9 protein-coding genes and 1 pseudogene are annotated in these 17,429 nt (G+C 25.9%); 2 read left to right on the top strand and 8 right to left on the bottom strand.

From position 1 onward, the window contains the following. Window positions 1–2: 2 nt before the first annotated feature. From STABA_RS00780 to secA, 6 genes and pseudogenes are all read right to left on the bottom strand, one after another. Window positions 3–674 carry a folate family ECF transporter S component gene (locus tag STABA_RS00780; protein WP_156005557.1) on the bottom strand — a complete coding sequence of 224 codons (672 nt, stop codon included), beginning with the start codon at window positions 672–674 and terminating at the stop codon, window positions 3–5. Next, complete coding sequence (locus tag STABA_RS00775) at window positions 674–1,765, bottom strand: Mur ligase family protein (protein ID WP_156005555.1); 1,092 nt, start codon at window positions 1,763–1,765, stop codon at window positions 674–676. Before STABA_RS00775 ends, STABA_RS00780 begins: the two co-directional genes overlap by 1 nt. Next, window positions 1,758–4,601, bottom strand: coding sequence for an excinuclease ABC subunit UvrA (gene uvrA / locus STABA_RS00770; protein WP_156005553.1), 2,844 nt, complete (start codon window positions 4,599–4,601; stop codon window positions 1,758–1,760). Before uvrA ends, STABA_RS00775 begins: the two co-directional genes overlap by 8 nt. Before the next feature lie 10 nt (window positions 4,602–4,611). Beyond that, the gene (gene uvrB / locus STABA_RS00765; RefSeq protein ID WP_156005551.1) at window positions 4,612–6,594 is read right to left on the bottom strand and encodes an excinuclease ABC subunit UvrB; all 1,983 of its coding nucleotides are present in this window, start codon (window positions 6,592–6,594) and stop codon (window positions 4,612–4,614) included. 110 nt (window positions 6,595–6,704) lie between these two features. Further along, window positions 6,705–7,742 carry a hypothetical protein gene (locus tag STABA_RS00760; RefSeq protein WP_156005549.1) on the bottom strand — a complete coding sequence of 346 codons (1,038 nt, stop codon included), beginning with the start codon at window positions 7,740–7,742 and terminating at the stop codon, window positions 6,705–6,707. Window positions 7,743–8,199: 457 nt separating this feature from the next. After that, window positions 8,200–10,806 (bottom strand): annotated as a pseudogene (gene secA, locus STABA_RS00755) (preprotein translocase subunit SecA); the annotation flags it as partial. 181 nt (window positions 10,807–10,987) lie between these two features. Here secA and STABA_RS00750 point away from each other — a divergent pair. Next, complete coding sequence (locus STABA_RS00750) at window positions 10,988–11,578, top strand: IMPACT family protein (RefSeq protein ID WP_156005545.1); 591 nt, start codon at window positions 10,988–10,990, stop codon at window positions 11,576–11,578. A gap of 12 nt (window positions 11,579–11,590) precedes the next feature. Continuing rightward, window positions 11,591–12,565, top strand: coding sequence for a 5'-3' exonuclease (locus STABA_RS00745; RefSeq protein ID WP_211360461.1), 975 nt, complete (start codon window positions 11,591–11,593; stop codon window positions 12,563–12,565). A gap of 1,650 nt (window positions 12,566–14,215) precedes the next feature. Here the strand turns inward: STABA_RS00745 and STABA_RS00740 are convergent. Together STABA_RS00740 and STABA_RS00735 are read right to left on the bottom strand one after the other, a co-directional pair. After that, window positions 14,216–16,783 (bottom strand): hypothetical protein, encoded by a 2,568-nt coding sequence (locus STABA_RS00740; RefSeq protein WP_156005541.1) that lies wholly within the window; start codon window positions 16,781–16,783, stop codon window positions 14,216–14,218. A gap of 352 nt (window positions 16,784–17,135) precedes the next feature. After that, window positions 17,136–17,429, bottom strand: coding sequence for a FoF1 ATP synthase subunit delta/epsilon (locus STABA_RS00735; RefSeq protein WP_156005539.1), 294 nt, complete (start codon window positions 17,427–17,429; stop codon window positions 17,136–17,138).

The raw sequence follows: 17,429 nt of genomic DNA, 5'->3' as shown, positions 1-17,429 counted from the left end.
CATTATTCAAATTCTAAACTTAAGACTTGCATGTTTCTATTTTTAAAACATCATATATCTTCTGTTTGTCATCTATCCAGTAGTTTTTGTAATACTTTGAAAGTACTATAACTAATTATTATATAAATAGGTAAAGTAATTGGTAGCTTTATTAGTTTGGGAACTATATCTAATCAAGCAGCTTCTCCTTTTCAAGACATCATTCAAATTTGATTAAATAATAAACTTTGTAAAGTATAAGGAATTCCGTAGAACAAGGCTGTTTTTAAAATAATTCAGTTATCTTTTTTTGATATAAAAACAAGTGCTCCACAAATTCCTAATATAGATTTGTTCATCATATAACCCGAATGATATCCAAACGCATTAGGAATTAGATTTCCTACTGTATCAATCGCAATAGCAGATATTACCCCACACAACGGACCAAACATCATTCCTAGTAAAAAGATAATTCAATCTCCAAAAGCTAATCTAACATTTCCCAGAATAGGAATGTTATATCCAACCAAATTAGTTAAAACAACACTAGATGCTCCGAAAGTTGCCATAACTGTGATATGTCTAACTGAAATTTTTTTAAAAGTAAATTTTTCTAAAGCCAATGCTCCGACAAATAAAGCGGCAACACCTAGAAAACCAATAACATTAGTAATTATATAATAGTTACTCATTATTTACCTCCCATAAATCACCTATATACTAATGGTATGAAATATAAACTACCACACACTAATATATCCTTATTAATATTATCATTTAAAAACTGTTTTCAATCATAAACTTTATTATCTTCATTAACAAGATTTAACTCTCAGGCTTTAAAATGATCAAAAGTAGTTACATAAAATTCTTTGCATTTACTTTTTAAAAACGCTACCATTTCACTGTTTTCTCTACCTTTGCTTGATGCAAACAAAATAGTATACTTATCTAAATCTTTAATAGATTTAACTAGTTCTTCTGCTCCATTAAAGTTATGACATCCATCAATAATAAAGTTAGGATCTTCCTTTAAAACTGATTGTCTTCCTAAAGGCACATTAGTATTTGCATCAAACTGAATATTAAATAACTTTAAGACTTCTTTTGCTATTCCTTGATTATACTTTTGGTATGTTAAATTATTTGTTGGTTCACAGTAAATAATTTCATTGCTTACGAAAGATTTAAAAATATCATCATACTTATAATTGTTTATAGTTGTATAGATTTTATTATTGTTTTTAACAATCTTTATTTTGTTTTCTATTATGTTTTCTATTTTATTTCCTAACACATCTGTATGATCAAATCCGATCGATGTTAAGCAAACTGCAATTTGATTTTCAAATAAACTTGTTGCATCTTTCATTCCACCTATTCCAGCTTCAACTACTGCTAATTCAATTTTTTTTAAATTAAAATAAACTATTGCTATATAAGTTCATATTTCGAAAAAAGTTAACTCATACTTTTCAAATAATGGTTTACTATCTTCAATGATTTTTAATAAAATTTCATCTTCTATTCATTGATTGTTAACTTGTATTCTTTCATTGTGATAAATAAATGCAGGTGAAAAAAATAATCCTACACTTTTATTATTTTTGTATAAGTTTTTATAGATGTAATTAGAAGTTGATCCTTTACCATTTGTACCAACAACACTAATAACTTTAAAATTATTTTGTGGATTTTTTTGTTCTGCTAATAGTTTTTTTAAATTATATTGTTTTTTGAAAAACAAACTCATCGGAACAATTTCTTCTTCTACATTAATCATTTAAGTACTCCCTTAGATATTTTGCTGTGTAACTATTTTGTGCTAATACAACTTGTTCTGGAGTTCCTGTAGCAAGAATTTCCCCTCCAGCCATTCCTCCATCAGGTCCTAAATCAATTAAATAATCCGAAACTTTAATAAAGTCTAAGTTATGTTCAATTGTTAAAACGGTGTTTCCTTGATCTACTAAAATATTTAAAACTTTTATTAAACGATTTACATCATCAACATGTAATCCTGTTGTTGGTTCATCTAATAAAAATAAAGTTTGGCCTGTTGATTTTTTTAATAAGAAAGTAGACAGCTTAACACGTTGTGCTTCTCCACCAGACAAAGTTGTTGCATTTTGTCCTAGTTTAATATATCCGAGTCCAACTGCAAGTATAGTATCAAGTTTTTCTTTTATTTTAGGAATATTTTCAAAAAAGTCTGCAGCCTCTTTTACTGTCATAGATAAAACATCTCAAACATTTTTAGATTTATATTTAACTTGTAGAGTTTCTTCGTTATATCTTCTACCTTCACAAACTTCACAAATGACTTCAACATAACCAAGAAACTGCATATCAACTCTAACAACTCCATCACCTTGACATGCGTCACATCTTCCGCCAGGAACGTTAAAACTAAATCTTCCTTTTTTGTATCCACGCATTTTTGCTTCTGGAGTTTCTGCGAATAAATCTCTGATATCATCAAAAACTGAAGTATAAGTTGCAGGATTTGATCTTGGAGTTTTTCCAATTGGATCTTGAGAAACATAAATAATTTTATCTATGTTTTCAGTACCTTTCATTTTTTTATATTTACCTGGGTGTATCAATTCTTTTGCAACTTCTTTTCTTAAACCTTTATAAATAATTTCTTCCATTAATGTAGACTTACCACTTCCACTAACCCCTGTTATAGTTACAAACTTTCCTAACGGAATAGTTACATCAATATTTTTTAAATTATTTTCACTTGCTTGAATGATTTCTAGTTTTTTACCATTACCACCACGTCTTTTTTTTGGAACAGGTATTGATAATTTTTTTGATAAGTATTGTCCGGTAATTGATCTTGGTTCATTACAAATATCATCATAACTTCCTTGTGCAACTACTTCTCCACCATGAACTCCAGCTCCAGGTCCAATGTCAACAATTCAATCAGAATGCTTCATTGTATCTTCATCATGTTCTACAACAATTAAGGTATTTCCCAAGTCTCTAAGCTTTTTTAATGTTGCAATAAGTTTATCATTATCTTTTTGATGTAAACCAATCGAAGGTTCATCTAAAACATATAAAACTCCTGAAAGTTTTGAACCTAATTGTTTTGCAAGTCTAATTCTTTGAGACTCTCCTCCAGATAAAGTTGTTGCGCTTCTTGCTAAGGTTAAATAATTTAATCCAACTTCATTTAAGAAACTTATTCTTGATAAAAGCTGATTTAAAACTAATGAAGCAATTTGTTTTTGTTGATCTGTTAATTCAAGATTTAATAAAAAATTTAACTCATTTTCTATAGTTAGCTCAACAAAATCTGCAATGCTAAGTCCGTTTAATTTTACAGATAATGCAAGTTCATTTAATCTTTTTCCATTACAAGTTTTACATACTCTTGATGACATAAACTTACCATAAAATTTTCTGTTATCTTCTGACTTAGTTGTTAAATATCTTCTTTCAATTAAGTTTGCTAGACCTTCTGTATAATTCATTTTGTTAAAAACATTCCCACTTGTTGAGTTTAAAGTTACTTCAAGTGGTTCATCACTTCCGTATAAAATTACATCAACTTGTTTTTGTCTTAAAGAGCTAATTGGCATATCCATATCAATTAAATAATAGTCACACAAAATTTTAAACTCTTGTCATTCTAAGTTTTGAGTACCTACTAAATTTTTGTAATATAAAATTCCACCTTGTTTAATTGATAAACTTGTATCAGGAATGATTAAACTAGGATCAGCTTCTAGATTAATTCCTAAACCAGAACAAGTTTCACATGCTCCAACTTTTTTATTAAATGAAAATAAGTTTGGTTCTAGATTTGGAATCATAAATCCACATTCACTACAAGAATATTTTGTTGAGTATAGTTTTGTTTCGTTATTTTTATTTGGATAGTTTATTTTTATTATACCATTTGAATAAGTCAATCCAATTTCAATCGCAGAATATAATCTTGATTGTAAATCTTCATCCTCTACTTTATAAACTAAACGATCAACAACAATATCAATATCATGTCTTTTATTTTGTTCTAATTCAATTTCTTCATCTAAAGTTTTTATTTCGCCATTAACTTGAACTCTAATAAAACCTTCTCTTTGCAATCTTGAAAATAAATCTTTGTGAGTTCCTTTTTTATCTCTAACAACTGGTGACAAAATATAAATTTGTTCATTGTCACTTGTCATTTTTTTTATAGAGTTAATTATTTCTTTTAATGATTGACTTTTAATTGGACCATGTCCATTTATACAATAAGGTGTACCAACATTTGCATAAAGTAATCTTAAATGATCATGAATTTCAGTTGTCGTTCCAACTGTTGATCTTGGGTTATGACTTGTAGTTTTTTGATCAATTGAAATTGCAGGACTTAATCCTTCGATGTCATCAACATCTGGTTTTTCAGTTGATTTTAAAAATTGTCTAGAAAAAGATGATAGTGATTCAATGTATCTTCTTTCTCCTTCTGCATAAATTGTGTTGAACGCTAAGGATGATTTTCCACTTCCTGATAAACCTGTAAAAACAATTAACTTATTTTTTGGAATAGTGATGTCAACATTCTTTAAATTATTTTCTCTTGCCCCTTTAACTATAATTTTATCTAAACTCATTTTTTTTCTCCTAATCTGATTGAATTTCTAAAATAATATCTCTTAACTCTGCTGCTTTTTCATAATTTTGTTCTTTTGCAGCTTGTAACATTTCTTTTCTTATTCCTTCAATTAACTTTTCTTTTTGTTTTGCTTTATCTTTTTTAGATTTATTTATTTTATCTATTTCGCTTCTTATTTTAGAATCCATAATTCCAAAGTCACTAATTTTTTTAATAATAGTTTTAGGAGTAATGTTATGTTCTTTATTATAAGCGATTTGTATATTTCTTCTTCTTTCCGTTTCTTCCATAGCTTCTTTCATTGCTTGTGAAATTGAGTTTGCAAAAAATATAACTCTTCCATCAACGTTTCTTGCAGCACGACCAACTGTTTGAATTAAACTTCTTGTGTTTCTTAAAAAACCTTGTTTGTCAGCCTCTAAAATACAAACTAAACTAACCTCAGGAATATCTAAACCTTCTCTTAATAAGTTAACTCCAACAATAACATCATAAACACCTTTTCTTAAATCTGATAAAACTTCATTACGTTCTAAAGTTTTTAACTCAGAGTGAAGATAAGCAACTCTAATATTTCTTCCTTGTAAAAAACTTGTTATGTCTTCTGATTGTTTAATTGTTAAAGCTGTGATGAAAACTTTTTGTTTTTTTTCAACTACTTTATTGATGTTATCGATGATGACTTCAATTTGATTTGTTGTGGGCAACACTGTGATAATTGGGTCTATCAAACCAGTTGGTCTAATAATCTGCTCAACATATTCATGATTTGCTAATTCTAATTCATAATCTCCTGGAGTTGCAGAAGTATAAATTACATTATTTAATTTTTTTACAAACTCTTCAAAGTTTAAAGGGCGATTATCTAATGCGCTTGGTAATCTAAAACCATGTTCAACTAAAGTTTCTTTTCTACTTCTATCTGTATTAAACATTCCTCTAACCTGAGGAATCATCATATGTGACTCATCAATAATTGTCAAAAAATCTTTTTCAAAATAATCTAGTAATGTAAATGGTGTAACTCCTGGAGGTCTAAAGTCTAAGTGAGCAGAATAGTTTTCAATCCCGCTACATACCCCAAACTCTTCTAAGGTTTCCATATCATATTTTGTTCTTTTAGCTAAACGATCTGCTTCTAAAATTTTTCCTTTGTCTAAAAAATATTGAACACGCTCTTCTAATTCATTACCAATATTTTCAATTGCTTTTTTTAATTTATCTCATTGTGTAACATAAGCTGCTGCTGGAAAAATTGTAAACATTCTTAGTTTATCTTTAACTGTGTTATTTAAAACATCCATTATATCTAGTGCTTCAATTTCATCGCCATACATTGATATTCTTAAATTAAATGAATCAGTTCAACTTGGAGCAATTTGAATTATATCTCCTTTTGCACTAAACTCTCCCATTGCAAGAGCATTATCATTTCTTATATAACCTGTTCTAACTAAAAAAGACAATAATTCTTTTTTAGAAATTTTTTGTCCAACTTTTAATTCAAAAAATACTTCACCATATTCACGAGGATCTTGACTCGCATAAATTGCAGCGACTGATGCAACAACAATTGTATCAGTTCTAGTTATTAATGCATTCTTTGCACTAAGTCTCATCATTTCTAAGTCATTATTTCTTTTTGCATCTTTATCGATATATAAATCTCTTGAAGGAATATACGCTTCAGGTTGATAAAAATCAAAGTTAGAAACAAAATACTCCACTCGGTTATTTGGAAACAATTCTTTTAACTCAATGTACAATTGCATCGCTAAAGTTTTATTATGCGCTAAAACTAAAGTTTGCTTATTAATATTTTTTATAATGTTTGCCATTGTAAATGTTTTTCCTGTTCCAGTTGCCCCCAATAGAACTTGATGTTTTCTTTTGTTTTCTAATCCTTTTAATAAACCCTGGATTGCTCTTGGTTGATCTCCACTTGGACTATATTCAGTTACTAATTCAAAATTTCTTCTTTCTTTAATCATAAAAAACCACCTATGTAAAAATACTAGGCTTTTGCCTAGTTTGATTTATACGCTCAATGATAATAACATAACAAATTAAATTTTTATATATTTTAATTTATTTTTAAAATTTAGTAAAAAATTTTCAAATAAGAAAATAAGTTACTTAGCATATTTAAATCAAGTTGAACTTTTTTTATTAGCTTGTTTTTTAAGTTTTTTATAGTAATAAAATTTTCAAAGTCTATTAAACCAATTTGATTAAAATATTGCACTTGTGAAACTTGAAAAATATTAGCGTAAATATTTTTCTTCACTCCTATCGAATATAACTTATCATAACTTAAAGTTGCTCAAGCTTTAATATACTCTTCTTTTAAAAAGTTTTTTGCTCTTGCATCATCTTGCTTTAAGTTTATGCAATACTTTTTATCAAAGTCATTATAGTTTGTTTTATAAAAGTTTTTCTTTCAAGATTTGTTATAAAGAATTACATCATCATATTCTTTATTAAATAAGATATTATCTATTAAAATAATTGCACTTGAAATATAAATATCTTTATTAAAATAATCTTCTTTATTTTTATCTTGTTCTTTTAAAAATTTTATTGGATTATCAATATAAAACTTTACTTTATGGTCCTTGTAAATAAAACTTATACAATTTAAATTTTTTATTTTTTCTATTTGAGGAACTAAATAATTTTTTTCTATACTTGTTTTAGTTTTATTAAAAATAGTTGTTTCATTTAAGATATTTAAATGAAACTCATTTATATTTCAATTTTTTATATTTTTATAAAATGAACTTTTATAAACATTATTTAAAAAATTATCTTTTAATAAAATGTTGATCAATTTTGTTTTAATATTAACTTTTTTAAAAGCTTTATATTTCAAAAATGACATTATAAATAAAACAACTCCAAAAACTGTTAAAGCAAGAAATAAACCACTTATTAGAATATTAATATAAACTTTTTCAAAACTCTTAAACCAAATAAGAATAGTTGGAATTGGAGAATATAAAGTTAAAAATATTGCTAAAGTTAAAAATATAATTATTTTATTTTTTTGCTGTGTTATTTTTTTTGTAAATTCCATTAACTCTAGATTACTATTAAACAAATTGTTAATATTTTCTTTAATCATTAAATCATTAGCCATTATTTATCACTCCTTATTTTGAAAAAAAATCTCTTAATAATTATTAAGAGATTTTTTATTATCCAATTTTAATTTTTGTTTGAACTTGTTCTGTGTCTTCTAGTTCATCTTCATTAATTGATCCATCTGGGTTTGTTTTAATTTTTTTAACAACATTACCTTTTTTATCTTTCATAACATATTCACCAGATTTATCTTCGTTTTTATTATCACCAACATTTTTATCTTCTTCTGCTTTTCTTTCAATAGCTTCTGCGATTGCATTTAAAATATTTGCTTCAACATCAAGTTGATTTTTTAATTCCTCCGTATTTTGCTCTGGTAACAATCTTTCAAATGCTTCTTTAACTTCTTGTGTTGTAAATAATTTTCCTTTAAGACCAAACTTTTCAACAATTTTATCAATACCATCTTGAGTAAGTTCAAGTGCTTGTCTTCTTTTTTGATCTACAACTTCATCTAATTTATCCATTAATCCAGAAATAATATGTTGTTGAACATCTAGTTTTTTCATTTTTTGAGAATCGTCTTTAAACTCTTCTTTAAGTTCAGCAAATCTTTTTTCCACATTTGGTCTAGAAAAGTCTTCAGGTTTAATTCCAATTTCAGTTAAAATGTTATCAATATCTTGTTCTGTAACATTTATAACTTGCTCTTTTGGTTGAGGTTGTGGTGCAACTTGAATTGAAATATCATCTGAGCCTAAACTCCCCAAATCAATTTTTGATCTAGAACTATTTTCAACACTACCTTCACCATTAAATGATTGATACAATCTATCAACTGCTTCTGTTGCGATGTTAATTTTCATTTTGTTGAATAGTTTAGCTGATTGTTCAACATATTCATGTAAAGGGTTATTTTGTGCATATTGTTGTAGATATATTCCACTTCTTAATTTTTGGCTTAGGTTAATATGACGAGTTCAAAATCTATCAAATGATTGTAAAATAGTTCTTCTTTCCATTTCGTGAATAACATTTTCAGGAACTCCTTCAACTTTTTGTAAATATAATTCCATCATATGTTTTTGAATTATTTTTGCCATTTGTTGTTTTTCTAAACCTATTAAATCTTTTTCTTCTAATGAATCTTTTACAATGTATTGAGTATTTAATCTTTTAATTAATAATTCCACATTAACAGTTCTTTCTCCTCTTACTAATTCTGAGCACTCTTCAATTATTTCAAATGCAATAGTGTATTGGAATTTTGAAAGAACTACTTTTAAATCTTCTTGTTGTAAAATATCATCACGTTGAGAATACATAGCTTCACGTTGTTGAGATAAAATGTTATCATAATCTAAAACGTTTTTTCTTTGATCAAAGTTTAAACCTTCTAATTTTTTTTGAGCATTTGTAATGGCTTTTGTAAACATTTTTGATTTAATATGGTCATCTCCTAGTTTTAAGAAATATTGTCTTACTTTTGGAGCTGTAAAACGAATTAACAATTCATCTTCCATTGAAATATAAAATCTTGAGGTCCCTGGATCACCTTGACGACCAGCACGTCCTCTTAGCTGATTGTCAATACGTCTTGCTTCGTTACGTTCGATTCCCATAACAAATAAACCACCAAGTTTTCTTGTTTCATCAGTTAGTTTAATGTCGGTACCACGACCAGCCATGTTGGTTGCTAATGTAATAGCTTTAACTTGTCCAGCTTTTTCAACAATTTCTGCTTCACGTAAGTGGTTTTTTGCATTAATCATTTCAAATTTTAGTCCAGCTTTTTCTAAATATCTTGCAACTTGTTCTGAAGATTCAACACTAGTTGTACCAATCAAAACAGGTCTTCCGATTTCATTTAACTCTTTTAAATCATGAACTAATCTTTTTAATTTTGCATTTTTTGTACCAAAAGTTAAATCAGGTTCATCTTTTCTAATAACTGGTTTATTTGTTGGACAAACAATAACTCTAGTGTTATATATTTTTAAAAACTCTTCTTCTTCAGTTTTTGCAGTTCCTGTCATACCAGAAAGCTTATTGTATAAACGATAAAAATTTTGATAAGTAATTGTAGCAAGAGTTTGAGTTTCTTCTTCTATCTCTACGCCTTCTTTTGCTTGTAATGCTTGTTGTAATCCGTCACTATAAGCACGACCGGGCATAGTTCTTCCTGTAAATTGGTCAATTAAAATAATTTCTCCATCTTGTACAGTATATTCAATTTCTTTTTTGAAAGTAAAGTTTGCTTTTAAAGCGTTCATGATTAAGTGAAAAATTTCAGTATTTCTAAAATCAAATAAGTTTTCAATACTAAAATACTTTTGTGCTTTTTTGATTCCTGAATCTGTTAAATAAACTTGTTTTGATTCTAAATCAATTTCAACATCTTCTGGTTCTTTTAAAGTTTTCGAACAAGCGTCTGCTGCCATATACATATTAATTCTATTTTGGCTTCCTCCAGAAATAATAAGTGGAGTTCTAGCCTCATCAATCAATACTGAGTCAGCCTCATCAATAATTGCAAAATTTAATTTTCTTTGCACTTTATCTTCAAAATTATAAACCATATTATCTCTTAAATAATCAAATCCTAATTCTGCATTAGTTGTATATGTTATGTCTTGAGCATAAGCTTCTCTTTTATCTGATTTACTAATATCTCTACTATTTAGACCAACTGTTAAACCTAAAAAATTATAAACAAGTCCGTTTATTTCACTATCCCTTTTTGATAAATATTCATTAACTGTAACAACATGAACACCTTGTCCAGTTAATGCATTTAAATAAGCAGCAAAAAGACCAGTTAACGTTTTTCCTTCCCCAGTTTTCATTTCTGCTATATCACCTTCGTGAAGAATAATTCCCCCAATTAATTGAACTCTATAAGCTTTTAATTTCAATACTCTAAAAGCAGCTTCCCTTACAACTGAATAAGCTTCAACTAATAAACTATCTAAAGTTTCTCCATTTGCCACACGATCTTTAAATTCTTGAGTCTTATTTTTTAATTGTTCATCAGTAAACTGAGCATATGCTTGCTCGTTTTGTATTATTATGTCTGCGATTTTACCGTATTTATTAACTAATTTACTATCTCTTGCCATTAAAAAGTAGCTTCCCTTCTTTGCCATAAAAGTATTGCAACAAAAATATTATATAACAATTGTATTAATTTTATTTGTAATTTTTATTATACTTTTTTAATTAATAAGTTAATAAATATTGATTAAAGTTTCTTTTTTTAATAAAAAAATGTAGAATATAAATGGTGACTAAGTGACTTATATGAATATAATCAAAGAAAAAAAGTTTTATATTTTTGAAGAAACTATTAAAAAGTCAAAATTTATCACCTATATTGCAACAATTTGTAATAGAAGCGAATTTGAAAGATTTATTGAAAAATACAAACGAAATGATGCTAAACATAATTGTTGAGCCTATCGTTATGGGACTAATAATAATATTAAATATGGTTATAACAATGACGGAGAACCAACCGGAACTGCTGGAGAACCATTATTAAAATTAATCGAAATCAATAATTTAACAAATGTTATAATTTTTTGTGTTAGATATTATGGTGGTATTAAACTTGGAACTGGTGGTTTACAAAGAGCATATAGCAATGGTGCTATTCAGCTTTTAAAAGAGATAGAAATAAAACCACTTGAACTCTTATACTTAGTAAAAATTAAATTTAATATAAGCAATATTAAAAATATAAAATTGACATTACACAATTTAAAAGTTGAATATAGTCAAGAGTTTTTGAACGATGATGTTTTTTTTACTTTTAAAATTGAGGATTTAAATAAGTTAGAGATTTTAAAACAACATTGTACAATTGTTTTTCAACAACAAGATTATTTTTAGAAGGGATTAATTATGGAAGAAAAAAAGAAAATAGTTATTATTGATGGATACAACCTTTTACATAAAGGATACTATGGATCTTTAAAAAGAAAAAAATTAGCAATAAATAGAGAGGGAGTTTTAATAAATGCTGTTTATGTGTTTATTGCTAAAATTCAAGAAATGATAGATTCAAAAGAATACCATACAATAATAGTTACTTTTGATGTAGGAAAAGATTGTTGAAGAAAACAACTATACCCTGCTTACAAAGCAACAAGAAAAGATACACCAGGTGAGTTAATTCCTCAAATGCAAAAAGTTAGAGATTTTTTAACAAGCGCAAACATTCCTTGATATGAAAAAGACTCTTTTGAAGGTGATGACATTATGGGTACCATTGCGAGAATCGCTGTTAAGCTAGGTTATAAAGTGGATATTATTTCTAATGATAAAGATACTTACCAATTAATTTCACAGGATGTTAACGTAATTTCACAACAGTCTAAAAAATGTAAAAAAGAAGTTGTTACAGCCGAAGAAGTTTATGAAAAGTTTGGTTGTAAACCAGCTCAAATACCGGATATGAAAAGTTTACTGGGTGATCATTCTGATAATATAAAAGGTGTTAAGGGAATGCATTTTAGCACCGCAACAAGATTAATAGAAAAATATGGTTGTGTTGAAAATATTTTTAAAAATTTAAACGACTTTAGTAGAGAGCATAGAGTTAAATTGGAAGAATGCAAAGAACAAGTTCTACTAAACAAAAAAATTACAAGAATTTTAAAAGATGTAAATTTGGGTAGAGTTAACTTTAAACCTTTAAATATTAATTACATCAGATTTATGGGATTTTTAAAAAAAGAAAAAATTTGAGCATTTACAAAAAGCATTGAAAAAAGAGCAGATTTACAAATAAAAGAGAGAAAGAAACGCTTAGATTTAAGAATAAATAATGAAACTATAATAGATATAAAACAAATTAATAAAAAAATAAAAAAATAAAAGTATCTACCTTACTACACTATCAAAATAAAATAAACATCCGTAAAGCAACTGATTTATATATAATTTAGTCGCTTTTTTCTTATATATTTCTTAAGCTGTCACGCTAAACTACATATTTTTTAACAGAATACCAGCAAATATTATTAGGAGTAGTTTTTAATTTGTTGATTTTCTATTATTAGCATAATTTCATATGCCATCTTTTATTTCAATTACAAAATATTTTTTAGCTTAAATCTTTCATCTTCATAATAAATTGGTTTTATACTTTTAAGAAATACTTCTATTATAAAATTTTTTCAAATTCATATTTTTCTTTCATGCTTTAAATAATATTGTGATTTTTGCAAAACTTTTTTATAATTAAGTTCCTAAATTAGGATAATATGCCCGTATAGATAATGCTATTTTTAAAATCATATCTATTAGCTACAAGTTTCCTACTATTAATAAGTGATTCATTTGTTTACACATTTTAAAATATGTTATTCAAGATAATATAAAATATAATAATGAAAACAAGTAAGTAATTTTTTTGTTTTCCATTTAAACATTGATATATTTAAAAAATTTTTTAATAATTCTTTTCTATAAGTTCATTTTTATTTTTTTATTTATTTTTTAATAAATGAGTAACAGTATTTATTAGGCCTTTGTTTTTTATTTTAGACTTTTCATTTGCAATTATATTAGCAATTGTTAAGAACTAAAATTTGTGATTTCATAAAACTAAAAAATTTTTTTTAATTAAACCAAAATTTTATGATAATTTTTATTTTGCTCATTTACGATGAGTTCTGTATTTTGAATCTTTTTCATAAAAAACTTAGATTATAGATAAATCATAGCATGTGTTTTTTTATTAGTTTTTATAGCATTTGCTAATAATGTTAATAAGCTTTAAAATTAATGATTAAAAGCCTAATTAATATGATAATACTATATTTTTTTGCTCCTCTTTTTTTGTTTTAGAAAATTAAATATTTAATTATTTTTTTATACTTTAACAAGATATGCTTTATACATTCTATAACCCCTAATTTATTTGATTTTTTTTCTTTGATCTGTATATCTTTTCATAAATATTCAACTCTTATTTTATAAGCGAAACATAACTTTTTATTTATTTTTTGGTTTTTAACTCTTTTTTCTTATTTAGGCCAAAAAAACCTTTTTATATATAAAAATTTATTCAAACATAAATAATTAATGTTTGTTCGCTACTGAATTTATAGTTAACTTTTAGGTCTTATATGTGTAGTTGTAAACGCACCTATTATTTACTTTTTTCTGCAACACAAAATAAACAACTTATTATCATATAAAATCACCTCTCTATAAAAATTAGATACATAATTTTATGTAGTTTATGGTGTTCTTTATTTATGTATCTGCGTTTTATATTTTTTAACTTAGAAAATATTTTTTATTTACACCTTATTTTAATAAAGTTTGTAGTCAAGATTTAAAACACTTTTTTCTTAGATCTTTAAAAGATATAATTTTTGCAATTATATTAATAAAAAATAACAAAAAACTCCATACAAATTATGGAGAAAATATTTTTTTAATTTTAACGAGATTTAAAACTAAAAGTAGATTTTTTAAAAACATGATTTATTTTTCCTATATTGGTAAATAATTGAGTTATTTTATAAATTCAAAATCATTTAAAACCATATATGCATGAACTCCACATTCATAAGTACTTCAGAATCCTGGATTTGTTCTATATGCATAATTTGTAATTGTTAAATCTACAACCATTCTTGCATTTGAATTATAATTCTCAAATCTTACTGCGGCATAGAAATCAGCTCTAATTTCAATCCAAGTATTACCAGATTGGAAATCTGACACTCCGTTTTTAAATGCTTGTGCACTATGATTATAATTTACATTATAATTAACAGCAATTGTTTCTTCGCTATGATGTTCAATATTATTTCCAAAGCTTCCTGTACCAATATATTCTTTACTTCATTCATATTTAGTGTAAAATGTTAACTTTACTTCTTTAAAATCTCTTCGCAATTTATCTAATGGTATATCAAAATCCTTATAATAAGTATTTGATATTTTTGTTTCCACTTTATTTTTATTAGATACAGCTTCAGGTGTTCATCCTGAATTAAAATTAGGACTGTCTTTTAGAGGAACGCTATAATAAACATAAATTGAGTCCCCTGTAAATCACTTTTTAGATAAGTAACTATTATTATATAATGTAGCTCTTGTATATGTATTATCTCCAATAGAAAGACTTTGAAATACTTCTTTATCTAGTCCGATATTGTAATTTAAGTTATATAAAGTATTTGCTATATTAGTTGTATTTCTATCACTTAAATTACCCAAATTAGTATTTAAAGAGCTTAAACTAAATTGTTTTATAACATCAAACTGATACGTTTCTCTGTACTTTCCATCTTTTGATATAACAGTTAAACTAAAGTTTCTACAAAATACATTTTGTGATATTGATCTTATAACAACTTTTTTACTACTACTATTAAATGAAGCTTCAATAACTCCTTGTTTGCTATATTCAAATCTGACAGGGTAGTTATTTTCATGAACTAATTCATAGAAATTAGTTACATTTACTTCCTGAGTTTGACCAACATACATATCTTTTGGTTTTTCTAATTTGAATTTTACTTGAGGTATGATGATTGTTAAACTAATTGACATTGAATATCCCATTTCTGAAGAAATAGTTACAGTTAAATTAGTTACAGTTTTATCAAATGCTTGAATTTGAATTTGTCTATTTTCTTTGTCATATCAAATTTTTGCATAATCTTTTGTATAAATAAATTTAGAAGGAATGTTTCTAGGAGAGTCTCTTACTTCATCTGGATTAGTTATTTTAATTGATGTTGTTTCATAAACCTTCATTGATACATTTTTTCTATCCAATTTGAAAGGCGCATCTTTGGCTTTAACTTTTACATAAATATAATCTGGATAGTTATTCAAATTATCTGAACGAATAGTTAAAACAACATTTTCGTCAACTAAATCATGACTATTTATCACAATACGTTTATTAACTCTATCTAGATAAGCGGTTATAGCTTTTTCATTTGAAGATTGAATACGATATGGCATGTTTTTCTCAATTTTTAATGTATCGAAGTTTGTTATATTTACATATTCTGTGCTATTTACAAGCATTTCAAGTGTTTTTCTATCGTATTGAGCGTTTATACTATTATAATATAGTGTTACTTTTATTACTTCGACATGTCATGGAGAACTTACTTTTACTTCAGCATTTTCTCCATAAACTCCTGTTGATTTTATATATATTTTTCTATGATCATCACTAAATCTTGCTTCAACATCTTTTGAATTAATTTGAATTTTATTTGGTCTATTTACATCATCAATTAATTGATCGTAGTTTTTAACATTAATAACTTGTTCAGTTTGATCCATGATATTTAATTTGATATCATTTTTATCTAACTCAAAGTCCACTTTTTCAACTTTTAATTTAACTTTAATAATTTTTTCATTATCCGGTCTTAAATCATTAGATTTTACAGTTACAATTAAATCACTTACAGGCGGTTTTTTATAATTTCCTACCGCTTTTAAAACTATTGTTCCGGCTTTGTTGTCAAAACTTACTGTTAAATATGTTTTATCATAGCCAAAAACTTCAGGATAATTTAGATTATCTCAATTATCAATACTGTAATTTGTTACTTTAATAAGTTGTTGTTGTGTAGGTCCAGATGGCGCTAATTCAACATTATCTTTTTCTAACACAAAGTTAACTTTATTGTATTTATAAACAGAAAAACTTATATCTGCATATCCACTGTATAGTTTTGAATCGTCTTTAGCAACAACTGATGCACTTCCAATATCCGTATTTAAATCATGTATTTCAACCTGATCCATTTGTAAAGAGGGATTTAAAGCAGCAATAGCTGTAAGTAATAAATCTTCAACAGATTTGTCATAAATTATTTTTAAATTATCAACTTTATTGATTTTAATAACTTCATTTAAATCCAGTTTTTTAGGTTCTGGTTTAGGTTCTTCTTTTTCTTTATTTTGATCATCAGAATTTTGATTTTCAATATTATTGTTATTTTTGTCCTTATTAGATGTATTTGTTTGCAATAAACTAATTGTTGTAGCTCCAACAACTGTTGTTGAAATTGATAATGATGATAAAATTGACAATAAATATTTCATAAAACTTACCCCTTTCTACTAATGTAAATGCTTTACTTTTTATATTCAAATTTGGACTATAACTCTTATTAATAGATACAATTAAATTTTCCTATTAATCCCTTATTTCGTAATCATTGAGATTATAAAAAATATTAAATATGTAAAAATATGTTTTTAAATTTTTATTTTCCATAATCACAACTCCTTATTAATAATATAAAGATAATAATAATATAAAGCAAACTTGAAATTTTTAAATTTAACAAATAACGCAATGTTAATTGCTACTATTTAAGTAAAATAATTTTTAAAACTTAATAATTTTTTTAATAAAAAAACTTTATCTTATTTAGATAAAGTTATATTTTTATTAAGTTCTAGGTCCAATTCTTTTACCTTTTTCATCAACTTCATACAATCAAGGTGTTAATACTTTTACCTCGTTATTATTAACTTGTAAAATTCCTCTGTGAACATGAATATATTTCAAATTCCCTTTAGAATCAGTATATTTAACAATTCCAATATTTAAAGTTGATACAATTGCAGCATGATGAGCATATATTGTCATATCCCCATCCATAGTTTGTACTCCAACATGATTTACTTCTATTGAATTTAGAAATATTCCATTTGGAGTAATTACTTTTAGTTTTAATTCCAT

Origin of the sequence: Spiroplasma tabanidicola (genome assembly GCF_009730595.1) — a bacterium.
GTDB classification, from domain to species: Bacteria; Bacillota_I; Bacilli_A; order Mycoplasmatales; family Mycoplasmataceae; genus Spiroplasma_A; species Spiroplasma_A tabanidicola.
The sequence above is the reverse complement of the archived record's forward strand: the minus strand, read 5'-3'. Positions and strand labels throughout refer to the sequence as shown.